At 66.7% G+C, this 15,551-nt stretch carries 14 protein-coding genes; 5 read left to right on the top strand and 9 right to left on the bottom strand.

The genetic code is table 11. From position 1 onward, the window contains the following. Nucleotides 1-4: 4 nt before the first annotated feature. On the bottom strand, nucleotides 5-3,226 hold the full coding sequence (locus AC1DYS_RS04815) for an efflux RND transporter permease subunit (RefSeq protein WP_477896566.1): 3,222 nt from the start codon (nucleotides 3,224-3,226) through the stop codon (nucleotides 5-7). A 138-nt stretch (nucleotides 3,227-3,364) separates the two neighbouring features. Between AC1DYS_RS04815 and AC1DYS_RS04810 the strand changes: the two genes are divergently transcribed. Further along, the gene (locus AC1DYS_RS04810; RefSeq protein WP_477896564.1) at nucleotides 3,365-4,984 is read left to right on the top strand and encodes a BamA/TamA family outer membrane protein; all 1,620 of its coding nucleotides are present in this window, start codon (nucleotides 3,365-3,367) and stop codon (nucleotides 4,982-4,984) included. Here the strand turns inward: AC1DYS_RS04810 and AC1DYS_RS04805 are convergent. From AC1DYS_RS04805 to AC1DYS_RS04785, 5 genes are all read right to left on the bottom strand, one after another. Further along, nucleotides 4,981-5,775: an HvfC/BufC family peptide modification chaperone gene (locus AC1DYS_RS04805; protein ID WP_477896562.1), complete on the bottom strand. Its 795-nt coding sequence runs from the start codon at nucleotides 5,773-5,775 to the stop codon at nucleotides 4,981-4,983. The two genes, AC1DYS_RS04810 and AC1DYS_RS04805, sit on opposite strands and share 4 nt — an antisense overlap. Further along, a complete protein-coding gene (bufB, locus tag AC1DYS_RS04800) occupies nucleotides 5,772-6,608 on the bottom strand; it encodes an MNIO family bufferin maturase (protein WP_477896559.1) in 837 nt (278 codons plus the stop codon). The genes AC1DYS_RS04805 and bufB overlap by 4 nt, the downstream gene beginning before the upstream one ends. A gap of 68 nt (nucleotides 6,609-6,676) precedes the next feature. Further along, complete coding sequence (gene bufA2 / locus AC1DYS_RS04795; protein WP_477896557.1) at nucleotides 6,677-6,934, bottom strand: BufA2 family periplasmic bufferin-type metallophore; 258 nt, start codon at nucleotides 6,932-6,934, stop codon at nucleotides 6,677-6,679. 121 nt (nucleotides 6,935-7,055) lie between these two features. Beyond that, nucleotides 7,056-8,249: an amino acid aminotransferase gene (locus AC1DYS_RS04790; RefSeq protein ID WP_477896555.1), complete on the bottom strand. Its 1,194-nt coding sequence runs from the start codon at nucleotides 8,247-8,249 to the stop codon at nucleotides 7,056-7,058. Nucleotides 8,250-8,270: 21 nt separating this feature from the next. Continuing rightward, nucleotides 8,271-9,368: a DUF2332 domain-containing protein gene (locus AC1DYS_RS04785; RefSeq protein ID WP_477896553.1), complete on the bottom strand. Its 1,098-nt coding sequence runs from the start codon at nucleotides 9,366-9,368 to the stop codon at nucleotides 8,271-8,273. 59 nt (nucleotides 9,369-9,427) lie between these two features. On the opposite strand from AC1DYS_RS04785, the gene AC1DYS_RS04780 reads away from it, so the two are divergent. Then, nucleotides 9,428-10,093 (top strand): Crp/Fnr family transcriptional regulator, encoded by a 666-nt coding sequence (locus tag AC1DYS_RS04780; protein WP_477896551.1) that lies wholly within the window; start codon nucleotides 9,428-9,430, stop codon nucleotides 10,091-10,093. 6 nt (nucleotides 10,094-10,099) lie between these two features. Here AC1DYS_RS04780 and AC1DYS_RS04775 read toward each other — a convergent pair whose 3' ends face one another. Continuing rightward, on the bottom strand, nucleotides 10,100-10,588 hold the full coding sequence (locus tag AC1DYS_RS04775) for a glutathione peroxidase (protein WP_477896549.1): 489 nt from the start codon (nucleotides 10,586-10,588) through the stop codon (nucleotides 10,100-10,102). A gap of 135 nt (nucleotides 10,589-10,723) precedes the next feature. Here AC1DYS_RS04775 and AC1DYS_RS04770 point away from each other — a divergent pair, with 135 nt between their 5' ends. Beyond that, on the top strand, nucleotides 10,724-11,515 hold the full coding sequence (locus AC1DYS_RS04770; protein WP_477896547.1) for a response regulator: 792 nt from the start codon (nucleotides 10,724-10,726) through the stop codon (nucleotides 11,513-11,515). Between the two features lie 24 nt (nucleotides 11,516-11,539). Here the strand turns inward: AC1DYS_RS04770 and AC1DYS_RS04765 are convergent, their stop codons facing one another. After that, entirely contained in the window at nucleotides 11,540-12,430 is an 891-nt protein-coding gene (locus tag AC1DYS_RS04765) for a DMT family transporter (RefSeq protein ID WP_477896545.1), read from the bottom strand. An 87-nt stretch (nucleotides 12,431-12,517) separates the two neighbouring features. After that, complete coding sequence (lplT, locus tag AC1DYS_RS04760; protein ID WP_047496976.1) at nucleotides 12,518-13,795, bottom strand: lysophospholipid transporter LplT; 1,278 nt, start codon at nucleotides 13,793-13,795, stop codon at nucleotides 12,518-12,520. A gap of 176 nt (nucleotides 13,796-13,971) precedes the next feature. Between lplT and alr the strand changes: the two genes are divergently transcribed. Further along, nucleotides 13,972-15,081: an alanine racemase gene (alr, locus tag AC1DYS_RS04755; RefSeq protein ID WP_477896542.1), complete on the top strand. Its 1,110-nt coding sequence runs from the start codon at nucleotides 13,972-13,974 to the stop codon at nucleotides 15,079-15,081. Nucleotides 15,082-15,145: 64 nt separating this feature from the next. Further along, on the top strand, nucleotides 15,146-15,544 hold the full coding sequence (gene arfB / locus AC1DYS_RS04750; RefSeq protein ID WP_477896540.1) for an alternative ribosome rescue aminoacyl-tRNA hydrolase ArfB: 399 nt from the start codon (nucleotides 15,146-15,148) through the stop codon (nucleotides 15,542-15,544). The last annotated feature ends 7 nt before the right edge of the window (nucleotides 15,545-15,551 follow it).

Below are 15,551 nucleotides of genomic sequence, written 5' to 3'. Positions count from 1 at the left end.
GGCGTCAAGTCTCCTGTGGGGTCGTGCCGATCGACGGCTGGGGGTGCACTGCACGGGCGGCATGGCGCCTGTCGAGCCAGCGGTGCACGCCGGCGTAGACCACCGGCACGAAGAAAAGGGTGGACACGGTGGCGAACAGCAGCCCGCCGATCACCGCGCGGCCGAGTGGCGCGTTCTGCTCGGCGCCTTCACCAAGGCCCAACGCCATCGGGATCATGCCGATGATCATCGCGAGCGCCGTCATCAGCACCGGACGGATGCGCGTGGCGCCGGCTTCAAGCGCGGCCGACAGCGCAGCCACGCCGGCCTGCTGCCGCTCGCGGGCAAACGACACCAGCAGGATGCTGTTGGCCGTGGCCACGCCCATGGTCATGATGGCGCCGGTGAGCGCCGGCACGCTGAGCGTGGTGCCGGTGATGAAGAGCATCCACGCGATGCCGGCCAGCGCTGCAGGCAGCGCGCCGATGATGATCAGCGCATCGATCCAGCTCTGGAAGTTGACGACGATCAGCAGGTAGACCAGCACGATGGCCATCGCCAAGCCCACGCCCAGCCCGATGAACGAGGCCTGCATGGTCTGCACCTGGCCGCGCATGACGAGCTGGCTGCCGCGCGGCAGCTTGGGGCGGATCTGGTCGACCAGCTTCTGCACCTGGCCCGCCACGCTCGCGAGGTCGGTGCCCTGCACGCTCACGTACACGTCGACCGCCGGCAGGATGTTGTAGCGCGACGCGATGGCCAGCTGCTTGGCGGGGGTGGCCTCGACCAGGTTGCCCAGCAGCTGCGTGCTGCTGTTGGTACCGGCCGCGCCGCCACCACCACCCACGGCGCCTACAGGCATGTTGAGCAGCGCATCGAGCGAGTCGATCTTGTACTGCGGCGTCTGCACCGCGATGTTGTAGACCACGCCGTTCTGCGGATTGAGCCAGAAGGCCGGTGCCGTCTGCGAGCTGCCCGAGAGCGAGATCAGCACGTTCTGCCCGACGTTCGACGCCGTGAGGCCGAGCTGCTGCAGGCGCGTGCGATCCATTTGCAGGTTGAGCGCCGGCAGGTCGTTGCGCTGGTGCACATGGGCATCGACCGCGCCGGGGATCTGCTTGATCTGCTTGGTGAGCTCGGCGGCCAGCGCCGCATTGCCGGCCAGGTTGGCGCCGGTGAACTGCACGTCGATGGCGGCGGGCAGGCCGAAGTTCAGGATCTGCGTGACGATGTCGGCCGGCTGGAAGAAGAACTCGATGCCCGGGAATCGCTTGGGCAGCTCGGCACGCAGCAGGCTCACGAAGTCATCGGTGGGTTGGTGCCCTTCTTTCAGTGACATCAGGATCTCGCCATCGAGCGTGCCGATGGTGCCGGCGTTGCTGTACGACAGGTTGATGCCGCTGTTGGGCACGCCCAGGTTATCGAGGATCGTCTCCAGTTGATCGGCTGGGATCAGCTGCCGAATGGCTTCCTCCACCTGGTCGGCCAAACGCGCCGTCTCTTCGATGCGCGTGCCGGTGGGCGCCCGCATGTGCAGGCGGATCTGGCCCGAATCGACGCTCGGGAAGAAGTCGCGCCCGAGGAAGGGAATCAGCAGGCACGACAAGGCGCAAAAGCCGGTGAACAGCAGCGCAAAGCTGCGGCGCTTGGAGAGCAGCGACGACAGCGACAGCGTGTAGGCCCGACGCACGCGCTCGAACTGGTTGTCGAACGCGCGGTAGATGCGCTGCAGTGCATTCGGCTTCGCGTTTCCCGCCGGTTGCCCGTGCGAACCGCTCATCAGCAGCATCACCAGCGTGGGCACCAGCGTGCGCGAGAGAAAGTACGACGCGATCATCGCGAACACCACCGCCTCGGCCATCGGCACGAAGAGGAAGCGCGCCACGCCGGAGAGGAAGAACATCGGCACGAACACGATGCAGATGCACAGCGTGGAGACGAAGGCTGGCACACCGATCTCACCCGCGCCGACCTCGATGGCCTCGAGCAGCGGCCTGCCCTGGTGCAGGTGACGCTCGATGTTCTCGATGGTCACGATGGCCTGGTCGACCAGGATGCCAACCGACAGCGCCAGGCCGCCCAGCGTCATCAGATTGAGCGTTTCGCCCAGCACCTGCAGCACCAAGATGGAGGCCAGGATCGACAGCGGGATGGTCACCGCGATGATCAGCGTACTGCGCCAGTTGCCGAGGAAGAGCAGCACCATCGCGGCCGTGAGCAGCGCCGCGATGATGGCCTCGGCCACCACGCCCTTCACCGCCGCCTTCACGAACACCGACTGGTCGAACAGCGGCGTCACCTTCACATCGGCCGGCAGGGTCTGCGAGGCGCGGGGCAGCAGCGCGCGCAGGTTGTCGACGATGTCGAGCGTGGAGGCGCCGCCGTTCTTCAGCACCGAGAGCAGCACGCCGCGCGCGCCGTCTTGCCGCACGATGTTGGTCTGCGGCGAGAAGCCGTCGCGCACGTAGGCCACGTCGCGCAGATACGTGGTGGTCCCATTGGCAGTGCGCACCGGCAAGTCGTTCAGCCCCGCGATGGCGTCGGGCGAGCCGTTCATCTTCACCGTGTATTCGGTCTCGCCGAACTTGGCGGTTCCTGAGGGCAGGATGAGGTTCTGCAGGTTGACGGCGTTGACCACGTCGGCCGGCGACAACCCGCGCGCCTGCAGCGCCGCGGTGTCGAGGTCGACCGAGATCAGCCGGTTCTTGCCGCCATAGGGAAACGGCACGGCCACGCCCGGAATGGTGATGAGCTGCGGCCGCAGCTGGTTTACCGCCGCATCGAACACCGCCTGCTCGGGCAGCGTGGGGCTGGACAGCGCCAGCTGGATCACCGGAATGCTCGAAGCCGAGTACTTGATGACCAGCGGCGGCGTGATGCCCGGCGGCAGCTGGCGCACCTGCGTCTGCATCGACGCCACCACCTGCGCGATGGCGGTCTGGATGTTGGCGGTGGGCTGGAAAAAGACCTTGATGACGCTGATGCCGGCGAGCGACTGCGACTCGATGTGCTCGATGTCGCTCACCGTGGTGGTGAGCCCGCGCTCGCTCTGACCGGAGATGCGCTGGCCCATCTCTTGGGCCGACAGGCCGCCGTAGTTCCAGATGATGCTGATCACCGGGATGTTGATCTCCGGGAAGATGTCGGTGGCCATGTTGCGCAGCGCAAACGGCGTGGCCAGCACGATCAGCATGGCCATCACGATGAACGTGTAAGGGCGGCGTAGCGCCAGCGTGACCATGGACATCGGATCGGCACCTCGGGTGGGAGAGCAAGATGATAGGGAGAACCTGTTGAGGACGCATTGCGGATTCCACATACCCAAGCCGCGCGGAGCGAAACATCCCTTAACCGGCACTTAAGCTGCCTCGCGCAGAGTGCAGCCATGTTCAGACGACGACTCGCCGGTGGCGCCACGGCGGCCGCCCTTTCCTTCACCGTGGTGCCTGCGCTGGCGGACGAGCCCGTGCCTGGCAGCGCCGACTGCAGCCGCATCGGCACGGTGCGTGTCGACCGGCTCGACGTGTTCGACACCGACCGGCCAGACGAAGACAACCCCGCATTCCGGCTCGTCAACTTCCTGCACATCCAGACGCGTGAATCGGTCATCCGGAAGCGCCTGCTCTTCAAACCGGGCGATGCGTACGACGCCCGGCTGCTGGAGGAATCGGAACGGCTGCTGCGCAGCACCGGCCACCTGCGCTCGGCCACGGTGCAGGCGGGGGCGTGCCACGACGGCGTGGTCGATGTCGAGGTGCTGACGCAGGACGTCTGGACGCTGAAGCCCGGCCTCTCATTCGGGCGCCAGGGCGGCAAGAACAGCACCAGCCTGGGCCTCGAGGAAAGCAACCTGCTGGGCTTCGGCAGCCGGCTCGGGCTGGTGCTGCAGTCGGGCGTGGACCGCGACACCCGCATGCTGTACTACCGCGACCCGCAGCTCAACGATGCGCGTTGGGCCTTGTCGACCCAGTACGCCAGCAACAGCGACGGCAAGTCGCAGCTGCACACGCTGGAGCGGCCGTTCTACGCGCTCGATACCCGCTGGGCCGCGGGCGCCACGTTGCGCCGCGAGACGCGCATTGACTCCACCTACGAACAAGGCCGCATCACCGGCCAGTACCAGACCGACGAGCATTTCTACAAGCTGTACGGCGGCTTGTCCGAAGGGCTGCGCAACGGCTGGGTGACGCGCTGGAGTGCCGGGTGGACAGACGACTTCCACGACGCCACGCCCATCGTGAGCGCCGGCCTGCCCAGCGTCGGGCAGCCGAGCCACCGCGATCTCGTCTACCCCTGGCTCGGGTTCGAGCTGCTCGAAGACGCGTACCGCAAGACGCAGAACCAGGACCAGATCGGCCGCACCGAAGACGTGACGCTGGGCTGGCACGTCACCGCCATGCTCGGCGCGGCGTCACCCCGCTTCGGCGCCGACCGCAGCGCGGCCGTGTTCAATGCCCGCGTGTCGCGCGGCGTCGAGCCGACGCGTGATCAGACCTTGCTGCTCGATGCCAGCACGGCCGGCCGCTGGGAGCGCGACGGACTCGCTGGCACGCTGGTCAGCGCCAGTGCGCGCTACTACCTGCGCCTATCGCCGAGGCGCAGTGTCTACGTGACGCTCGCCACCGACCGCGCCATCAATCCCGACAGTGACCAGCAGGTGCTGCTGGGCGGCGACTCGGGCCTGCGCGGCTACCCACTGCGCTACCAGAGCGGCAAGGGACGCTGGCTGTTCACCGCCGAAGAGCGCTGGTTCACCGACTGGTTCCTGTTCCGGCTGTTCAACGTGGGCGGCGCGGTGTTCTATGACATGGGCCGCACCTGGGACTCGGAGACGAGTGCGCAGGCACCGCAAGGTCTGCTGCGCGACCTGGGTTTCGGGCTGCGGCTGGGCAACAGCCGCTCGTCACTGGGCAACGTGTTGCACATCGACCTGGCATTTCCGCTCGATGGCGACGCGAACATCCGCCGCGTGCAATTCCTGGTCGAGGCGAAGCGCAGCTTCTAGGCGGGCAAGGCGTCTTCCGCCAGAAGGCCTTCGGCAATCCATTGCTGCAGTACGCCGACCGCGGCCGCGGCGGCATTGGCTTCTCCGACTTGCTCGGCAGCGCGCTCGCACAGGGCGCCGAAGCTGTCGCCGTTCATTGCCGCGGGCAACAGCACCGCTTCGGTTGCGTCGCTGACCGAACGCCAGCGCGTTTCGAGCTGGGGCCGCCACACCAGCAGCAGGTGCTCGCCGGTTTCAGGTTCGTCGAGTTCGGGGTCATCGCCTTCGGTGGCCTGCAGCGCGCGCCATGCAGGCTCAATGCGCCATGACAGGTTCAACAGCTGCGCGCTCGGCTGAAAGCGCGGTACCCAGCCGGCCCACTGTTCCGGCGCACGCGTGGCGAGCGATGCAGCCGACAAGGGCGCCGCATCGGCCGCATCGAAGGCCGCACGCAGCGCCCACTCCATGCGCGCCAGATCGACGAAGGCGGGGTGCGGCACGAGATCGGGCTGCTCAGCCATGAACTGAGCCAGACGATGGCCGAACCAGCGGATCGACGGGTGGCTCGAAGGGTGCGCCTGCAAGTAGGCGCGGCCCAGCGCATCGAAGGCGTCATCGCCCATCGCACGCGGCAGCACGCCGAAGTTGTCGCGCAGCGCCGCCAGCAGCCGCGCGGTGTAGGCCTGCTGGTAGATGCGCAGCAGCGGCTCGCGGTTCGTGTCGGTGCGCAAGAGACCGGTCGCCGTCGCATGGTCGACGATGGCTGCGCGCAGCTGCTGCTGTTGCCGCACCAGTTGCAGGGCTGCGCTCATGCGGCCTGCCCTAGGCTCAGCGCCTGCGCCTGGATGGCACGCGCCTGATCGAGCTCCGCCAGCAACTCGGCCAGCGGCGGGATGTGGTCGTCGCGTTCGATCATCGTGGGCACCGGCCCGAGGCGCTGCACGGTGTGGGCATAGAGCGACCACACGGCCTCGCACACCGGGTGGTCGTGGGTGTCGACGAGGTAGCTGCCATGGTCTTCATGGCCGGCGAGGTGGATCTGGCGCACGCGCTCGCGTGGCATCGCATCGATGAACGCCTTCGCGTCGAAGCCGTGGTTCACGCTGCTCACGTAGACGTTGTTCACGTCGAGCAGCAGCTCGCAGTCGGCGCGCTGCGCGAGTTCGGCGATGAACTGCCACTCGCTCATCTCGTCGCCCGCGAAGCTCACGTAGCTCGACACGTTCTCCAGCAGCAAACGGCGGCCGAGCAGGTCCTGCACCTGTTCCACGCGCTGCACCACGTGGCGCAGCGCGGCCTCGGTGTAGGGCAAGGGCAGCAGGTCGTGCAGGTTGTGGTGGTCGACGCCCGTCCAGCACAGGTGGTCGGAGATCCACGCGGGCTCGATGCGGTCGGCCAGCGCCTTCAGCTCGCGCAAGTAATCGAGGTCCAGCGGGTCGGTGCTGCCGATCGACATCGACACGCCGTGCATCACCATCGGCACGTCGCGGCGGATGCGGTCCAGGTGGTGCAGCGGCTTGCCACCGGGCACGAGGTAGTTTTCGGAGATGACTTCGAGCCAGTCGACGCCGGGCTGCGGCTCGGCGAATGCTGCGTAGTGCTCGGTGCGAAGACCGAGACCGAAACCGGTGACAGGAGAAGTCATGTCAAAAAACCGACGTCGGAGTCAGGCTCGGACGTCGGAATTCCTGGTCGCTACAGGAGAGGAGACTTTTACTTCTCGACCTTGCCGCCAGCCGAGGTGCACTCGGCTGCGGACTTCTTGCCGACCCAGCCCTGGCCCTTGCAGCTGTTCTGGCCCTTGCACTCGCTCTTGGCCGTCTTGCAGTCGGACGTGCCCTTGCAGGTGTTCACGCCTGAACACTTGACCATGCCGTCATCGGCAGCGAAGACAGAGGTGGTGGCGAGGCCGGTGGAGAACAGGGCAGCGGCGGTAGCGGCCATCGCGAGGCCAGTTTTGACATTCAGCATGATTCGATTCCTTGCAGGTGGGTGAAGAAGAGTGCAGGCAACCGACTCAACGAGCTGAATCATTGCGCTTGCACGACTTCGTCTCCCCGACCGCAAGGTTTCTTACAGGCTTTCTTTCGTATCAGGCCAGCACCGCCGCCATCGCCACGGCCGTGGCCTCGACGTTCGACGAGTTGAGGCCGGCCACGCACATGCGCCCCGAGCGCACCAGGTAGACGGCGTGTTCCTCACGCAGCTTGTCGACTTGCTCGGCCGACAAGCCGGTGTAGCTGAACATGCCGCGCTGGGTCAGGAAGTAGCTGAAATCGCGGCCGGGCAGCTTGGCGCTGAGCACGGCATGCAGCTTTTCGCGCATGGCCTTGATGCGCACGCGCATCGCGTTCAACTCGCCGGCCCATTGGTCGTACAGCGCCGGCGTCTGCAGCACGCGCGCGACGATCTGGCCACCGTGCGTGGGCGGGCTGCTGTAGTTCTTGCGGATGGTGGCCTTCAACTGGCCCAGCACCAGCTCGGCCTCGGCCTTCGTCGGGCAGACCACGCTCAGACCGCCGCAACGCTCGCCGTAGAGAGAGAAGCTCTTGGAGAACGAGCTGGCGCAGAAGAAGCTCACGCCGGCGTCGGCCAGTGCGCGGATCGCAAACGCGTCTTCGGTGATGCCGTCGCCGAAGCCCTGGTAGGCGATGTCGACATAGGGCAGCAACTTGCGCTGCTGGATGACCGGGATCAGCTCCTGCCACTGCGCTGCCGTGAGGTCAACGCCGGTTGGGTTGTGACAGCAGGCGTGCAGCAACACGATGCTCTGCTCGGGCAAGGCCTTCAGCGCGGCGAGCATCTCTGGGAACTTCACGCCGCCGGTCTTCGCGTCGTAGTACGGGTAGGTGCTGACGGTGAAGCCGGCGCCCTCGAACATGGCGCGGTGGTTGTCCCAGGTCGGGTCGCTGACCCAGACGTTGGACTTCGGAAAGTAGCGCTGCAGGAAGTCGCCACCGACCTTCAGGCCGCCGGAGCCGCCCAGGGTCTGGATGGTGGCGACGCGCCCGCTCTTCACCGTTTCATGGTCGGCACCGAACAGCAGATGCTGCACCGCCTGGCGGTAGTTGGCTGCGCCTTCCATCGGCTGGTAAGGCCGCGCGCCAATGGTTTGCAGCATCGCGCTCTCGGCGGTGCGCACGGCGCTCATCACCGGCAGCTTGCCGGCATCGTCGAAATAGATGCCGATCGAGAGGTTGATCTTGTGCGCCCGCGGGTCTTTGCCGAAGGCTTCGTTGAGGGTAAGGATGGGGTCGCCAGCGTAGGCGTCGACGTGCTCGAACATGAGGGGCTCCTGCAGGGGACCTCAATTATCCAACCACTCCACCCACCGACCGTGAGCGTGGGAGCGGGCCAGCAGGTCGAAGCGCACATCGCCGTCGACGCGCGAGCACAAGGTCCACAGGCTGGCCGACCGCGTGTCGGGGTCTCGCGCCAGCGGCACCTGCACCGGCCCGATGCGCAAACCGGCGCCTTCGGCCGACAGCCACATCGCTCCGGTGGCGCGCACGAGTTCGACCAAGGTGTCGACGTGCCGCTTCAAGGCGGGGGGCTCGAAGTAGGTCAGCACCCAGCTGTTCAGAATGACCGGCTGCACGTCACCCGGCACCCCCGCCAACCACTCGGCGACGTGGGCGGTGCAATCGGCCACACGCAGCACCGGCCAGCGCCGCTGTTTCATCAGCGCCACCGCCTGGGTGAAGCGCACGGCGCTTGCCGTGTCACCGGGCCACAGGCAGGCACGCAGCCAGCCGAGCGCTGTGTCGTCGTCTATGTCCACCGGCACGGGGTCGATGCCAAGGCGCTGCACGATCTCGAAGTCAGCGCCTCGAGTGAACGGAGCCATCACGCGACAAGACAGCAGCGGCACGTCGGGGCCTGGCGCTGCACCGAACGCCGCATCGCCGTAGTCATAACGGTAGGTATCGACGCCGAGGTTCAGCCCAGCGCTGCAACCCACATCGAGCAATGCCAGGCGCGCTTTGCCGCTGCGCTGTGCGATCGCCCGCAAGGCCGGCCACAGCACGGCGCAGCGACCGATCTCGTTGGTCTGCGTGGTCTGGGTGCGCATGCGCTCGCGCAGCACGGCTTCGTGCCTCGCCACGAAATCTTTCACGCAAGCACCCAAATCGGCGTCGGGCAAGCGCGCGCCGCCCACGCTCGGAAAGTACTCAGCCAGGGCATGCGATGCACCCGCGAGCAAGCGCTCGTGCACCGCAGCCAGCCACAGATTGGGCCGTCGCTGTTCGTCGCTCGCACCGGCGAGCAAGTCGAGCAGATCGGCATCAGCCGCGGCGATGCGGCAGAGCGCCTGGTACAGCGGCTCTTCGGGGCATTGCCCGTCGGCGAAGTGGTGGAAGCGGGCAGCGAGTTTTGCGCTGTCTTGGAGAGAGGTGTTGGTCATGTCGAGCAGCGTAGTTCCAGCGGCCTCGCGGATTTGTCGGGTACCCGACAATCTTCGCAATGCAAGATGACCTTTCAGCGCTGCTGTTGGCCAGCCTTCCCGGCGTCAGCTTAAGCGCGGGACACTGGCGCGCACTGCTGCCGTTGTGCAAGGTGCGCAAGCTCGCGCGCGGAAGTGTGCTGTTCACGCAAGGCCAAGCGACACCGGCGCTGTTCGGCATGCTGGCCGGCGAGATCGAGATCCGCTTCTCGACCGTCGACGGCGATGTGTCCGTCATCGAGCACGTGCCGCCCGGGCGCTTGTTCGGGCTGTCGTCGTTCGCGAGTGGCCATCCGTCGACCTTCGAGGCGCTGGCCACGCAGGCGACGCGGGTCGTGGCCTTCGGGCCGGCAGCGTACGAATACCTGATGGACGAGGTGCCCGGCTTCGCGCGCGCACTGATGGGCGAGTTCGCACGACGCCATCACGGTGCTCTGCGCATGCTCGAAGCCTCGCGCCACCGCAGCGGGATGGAACGGCTCAGCCTGGCGCTGGAACAGCTCGCGCGCAGTGGCCGCATGGGTGACGCCGATGCCGAAGGCTGGCGCTTCGTGCGCACCACGCAGGCTGAGCTGGCGGCCACGGCCAACCTGTCGCGTCAAACGGTCAACGGCCTGATCGGTGAGCTGGTGGCGCAGCAGAAGCTGCATGCAGCCTACGGTGGGCTGTGGGTGCCGGCGGCGTGAAGGCCGTCAGGCGGCGGCCAGGGCGGCCTCGATGTCTTTCGTGATCGATTCCGGCGAATCGTTCGGCGCATAGCGCTTGATGACCTGCCCATCCTTGCCGACCAGGAACTTGGTGAAGTTCCACTTGATGCCCTTGGTGCCCAGGATGCCCGGGGCTTCGGCGGTGAGCCATTTCCACAGCGGGTGGGCCTCGGCGCCATTGACCTTCACCTTGCTCATCATCGGGAACTTGACGCCGTAGTTGAGCTGGCAGAACGAGGCGATCTCGCCGTCGGTGCCCGGGTCCTGGCTGCCGAACTCGTTGCTCGGGAAACCCATCACCACGAGCCCCTTCGGACCGTACGTCTCCCACAGCTTCTCCAGCCCGGCGAACTGCGGCGTGAAGCCACAGGCGCTCGCGGTGTTCACGATCAACAGCACCTTGCCTTTCTGGCTGGAAAGATGGGCCGGTTGACCGTCGATGGAGACGGCTTCGAAGTCGTAGACGCTGGCCATGAAATCTCCTCGTGTGTGAAATAAGTGGGGGCCATCGTAGCGCCGTGCGTCACCCCGTGCCGCAAAGGGTCGCGCGGCTTGACGCGCCTCGGCAGGCCATCGAACATCGGGCACCCCAGCCACCGGAACGCACCCATGTCCGAGCGCATCCCCATGCGCTATACCGTCGCGCTGCAAGGCTTCAGCGACTTCGAACGCAGCGCGTTGAACTCGTTCTTCCGCCTGGCACAGGAGCGCGCGCCGGCTTACGAGCGTGCGGCCTCTGCAACCGAGAGCGACTTCATCATTGCCGACGCCGACCACCCCGCCGACGTGGCTGCGGTACGCGAGGCGGGCCGGTTGCAAGACACCGTCTTCATCGGCGCACGTGCGCCGGAGGGTGCGCCTGCGTGGCTGCCGCGGCCCATCGAGCCGACGCGCATCGTGCGCGAGCTCGACCTGCTGCTCGAGCTGCGCCTGGCCAGCCTCGATGAGCCGATCGACGTCGACTGGGTCAACTCGAGCCCACAGAACCTGTCGCCCGCGGATGGCCTGCCTGCAAAAGACGTGCTGGTGGTCGACGACAGCCGCATCGCGCTCAAGTTCCTGCAGACGCGCCTGCAAGGCCTCGGCTACCGTGTGCACCTGGCACTCGACGCGGCCCAGGCCATCGAGCGCCTGACGTCGCAGGCGTTCTCGTTGGTGTTTCTCGACGTGGTGCTCGGCCCCGAAGGCAGCATGGATGGCTTTGCGTTGTGCCAGCAGATCAAGCAGCGCAAGACGCACCCCGGCGGCATCGCCCCGGCGGTGCTGATGGTGACCGGCCGCACCAGTTCGATGGACCGCGTGCGTGGCGACTTGGCCGGCTGCGACGCCTACCTCACCAAGCCGCTGATGGAAGCCGAGTTCATCGCGGCGCTGCGCCAGCTCGACCCGCTGCCCGCCTGAGATACCTCAAGCGCTTGCCGAGCCTCAATGGGCCACGGGTCGCTGCAAGGTCGACAACAGCGCCGCGAACACGATCAGCGCGCCACCCCAGACCAGCGCCGGCGTGAGGGTGCCACCGCCCAGCAGCAACGCCGACACCGCGGCAAACAAGACCTCGGTCAGCATGATCACCGAGGTTGCGTTGGCCGGCATGCGCGCTGTGCCGTACTGCAGCGCCAGGTTGCTGACGAGAAAGCAGGCGCTCAACGCCAGCGCGCCGAGTGTCCAACCCCACGCAGGCGCGGGCGGCCACGACGCCTGACCCTTCAGCGTGAGCACCAGCGCCACGGCGCCAGCGACCAGCGCGCCGCCGAGAAACATCGCCAGGGCCCGGCTTTCATTGGACTGCGCGGCCTCGCGCCGCAGCATCACGTTGTTGAGCGCGAACGAGAAGCCGGCGAGCACGCCGAGCCAGTCAGGCAGCGACTGCGGGAGCGGCAGGCCCTGCCCGCCTTCGGGCCACAGCACGATGGCGGCACCGGCCAGTGCGAGCACCACCCGCAGCACCACCAGCGGCGTCAGCGCCTCGCGCAGCAACAGCCGGGCGAGCAGCACCACCCACAAAGGCATCAGGTAGCAGAGCAACACGACGCGCACCACGTCGCCGATCGCCACGCCCCAGTTGAAGGCCGCGTTGGTCGTGCCGGCCGCCAGCATCAGCACCCACAACGCGGGCGTTCGCAGCACCTGGCCGAATGCGTGCGGCCGTGTCACGGCGATCACTAGCACGGTGATCAAGTAGACGATCACGGTGGCCCACAACGGGTGCAGCCCTTGAGCCTGCAGCTGCCGAAACGGCCACCAGGAGACACCCCAGTTCAGCGCATTAAACATCAGCGCGAGGGCAGGAAGAAAGGAGCGAGAGGGGGTCGTCACCGTGGAATTTTTCTTGGGAGTCACCGGCATGCCGTGTCGCGCCGCGGTGCACGCAGGCGCGTTCACCAGCGCACCGAACTCACAGGTTCAGTGCTTGTCGCTGCGCGCCAGGGCCAGCAGGCGATCGACCTCGTCGCGATGCCGCACGGCGTTGGTCAGGTGCCAGCGGCGGATCAGCCACATCGTGCCGGCAACCACCAGGCCGAAGATGGTGATGGCACCGAAGGCCGAGAGGCCGAACTTCGTCATGCCGGTGTAGAACGCGCCCAGGCCGAGGATGCAAGCCTGTTCGTTGAAGTTCTGTACGGCGATCGAGCGGCCCGCGCCCATTAGGTTGTGGCCGCGGTGCTGCAGCAGCGCATTCATCGGCACCACCAGGTAACCGCCAATCGCGCCGAGCACGATCAGGAAAGGCGCTGCCACCCACACGTTGTGGATCACGTTCATCGCGATCACCAGCACACCCATCACGATGCCGAGCGGAATGACATTGGTGGCCTGGTCGAGCCGCATGCGCATCGACGCGACCACCGCGCCGACGGCCGTGCCCACCGCCACCACGCCGACCAGTGCCGACGCCTGCGTCGTGCCATAACCCAGCGCTGCGCTGGCCCAGGCCAGCACGATGTAGCGCAGGTTGCCCGACACGCCCCAGAACAGCGTGGTCGTGGACAGCGAGATCTGGCCGAGCTTGTCGCCCCACAGGCGCGCGTTGCAGTTGGAGAAATCGCGCACCAGCGCGACCACGCCATGTGCAAGCGGCTGCAGCGGGGCTTCGGTGCGCGGAATGCGAAGGTTGAACAGGGCCGCGATCATGTACAGCACGATCAGCGAAGCGATGGCCGCCTCGGGCGGCGTGTCGATGCCGGTATCGAAGAACGGCATGTCGAACTCCAGCAGGTGGCGCGAGATCATGCGCCCGACCAGCTGCCCACCCAGCAGCACGCCGAGGATGATCGAGCCGATGGTCAGCCCTTCGATCCAGCCGTTGGCCTTGACGAGCTGGGAATTGGGCAGCAGCTCGGTGAGGATGCCGTACTTGGCCGGCGAGTAGGCCGCGGCGCCCAGGCCGACGATGGCGTACGACAGCAGCGGGTGCGTGCCGAAGAGCATCATCAAACAACCTACCACCTTGATCAGGTTCGAGAAGAACATGACCTTGCCCTTGGGCACGGCGTCGGCAAAGGCTCCCACAAGCGGCGCGAGGATCACGTAGAACAACGCGAACATCGGCACCAGCGCAGCGCGCTGCCACTCGGGTTGTCCTGAGGTCTTCAGCAGCTCGACCGCGGCCACGAATAACGCGTTATCAGCCAGCGAGCTGAAGAACTGCGCTGACATGATGGTGTAAAAACCTTTTTTCATTCGCCCGCGGTGGGTCCCGTCGTGTGGCAGGTGCCGATACTGTCTTGCCCTGCGGCGGCAGGTTATAGCATGCAGATCGTGGCACCTCGTTCCCCGCATCCCCGCGGTTCGCGGGTTTCTCCGCATCTGAGCGCGTGTCGCACGCCGATGTGGCATGCACTGGCAGAATCATCCGCATGCCCCGCCCCATCGAAGCCCTGATTCATCCCGATGCGATCGCGCACAACCTGAAGTGCGCTCGCGAACACGCGCGCGACGCCAAGGTTTGGGGCGTGATGAAAGCCAACGCCTACGGCCACGGCATCGAGCGCGCCTACCCGGGCATGCAGGCCGCCGATGGCCTGGCGATGCTCGACCTGGCCGAGGCAGAGCGCGTGCGCGCCCTCGGTTGGCGCGGCCCGATCCTGCTGCTCGAAGGCTGCTTCGAGGCACGCGACCTGGAGCTTTGCTCGCGCCTCGGCCTGTGGCACACAGTGCACCACGAAGCCCAGATCGACTGGCTGGCCACGCACAAGACCACCTGGCCACACCATGTTTTCCTGAAGATGAACAGCGGCATGAACCGGCTGGGCTTCACGCCCGATGCCTTCCGCTCGGCCTGGCAGCGCCTGTCGGGCCTGACGCAGGTCGACGAGATCACGCTGATGACGCACCTGTCGGACGCCGACGGAGACCTGGCCACTTCGCGCGGCATCGCCCATCAACTGGCCGCCTTCGAGGCCGCCACGCACGACCTGCCCGGCGATCGCTCTGTCAGCAACAGCGCTGCCACGCTGCGCTTCGCACCCGAGCAAGCCAACGTGCGCGGCGACTGGGTGCGCCCCGGCATCATGTTGTACGGCTCGGCACCCGACTTTCCTGCGCACGACATCGCGCACTGGAACCTGCAGCCGACGATGACGCTGCGCTCGCGCATCATCGGCACGCAACTGCTTCAGGTTGGAGACACCGTGGGCTACGGCAGTGCCTTCACCGCCGACCGCATCATGCGCATCGGCGTCGTGGCCTGCGGTTATGCCGACGGCTACCCGCGCCACGCGCCCACCGGCACGCCGGTGCTGGTGGGCGGCGTGCGCACACGGCTGGTCGGACGGGTGTCGATGGACATGGTGACGGTCGATCTCACGCCCACACCGCAAGCCGATATGGGCACCGAGGTCACGCTGTGGGGCCAGGGTCCGAACGGCAGCGTGTTGCCGATCGACGAAGTGGCGCACCCGGCCGGCACCGTGGGCTACGAGCTGATGTGCGCACTCGCCCAACGCGTACCGACCCACGTGGTCTGAGAGCCTGAGAGTCTTTCGCTCATGCCCGCTCATCACGCCCGAAAAACTCTCAGGCTCTGATGCGGTGACCATCGAGATCGACCCGGCCGAAGTCGAGTTCAATGCCATCCGCGCACAAGGCGCTGGCGGGCAAAACGTCAACAAAGTGTCGAGCGCCGTGCACCTGCGCTTCGACATCCGTGCCTCCTCGTTGCCCGATGCGGTGAAGGAGCGTTTGCTCGCCACCTCGGACCAGCGGATCACCGCCGATGGTGTGGTCGTCATCAAGGCGCAGACCTCGCGCAGCCAGGACATGAACCGGCAAGACGCGCTTCAGCGCCTGCAAGAGATGGTGGATGCAGCCGCAACAGTGCCGCGCAAGCGCAAGGCGACGCGGCCCACGCTGGGCGCCAAGCGCCGCCGGCTCGAAGGCAAGAGTCAGCGCAGTGAGATCAAGGCCGGGCGCGGCAAGGTGCGCGAGTAAGCCCAGG

The organism is Rhizobacter sp. P2_G4 (genome assembly GCF_056403575.1).
This window is presented reverse-complemented; position numbering and strand designations above follow the sequence as displayed.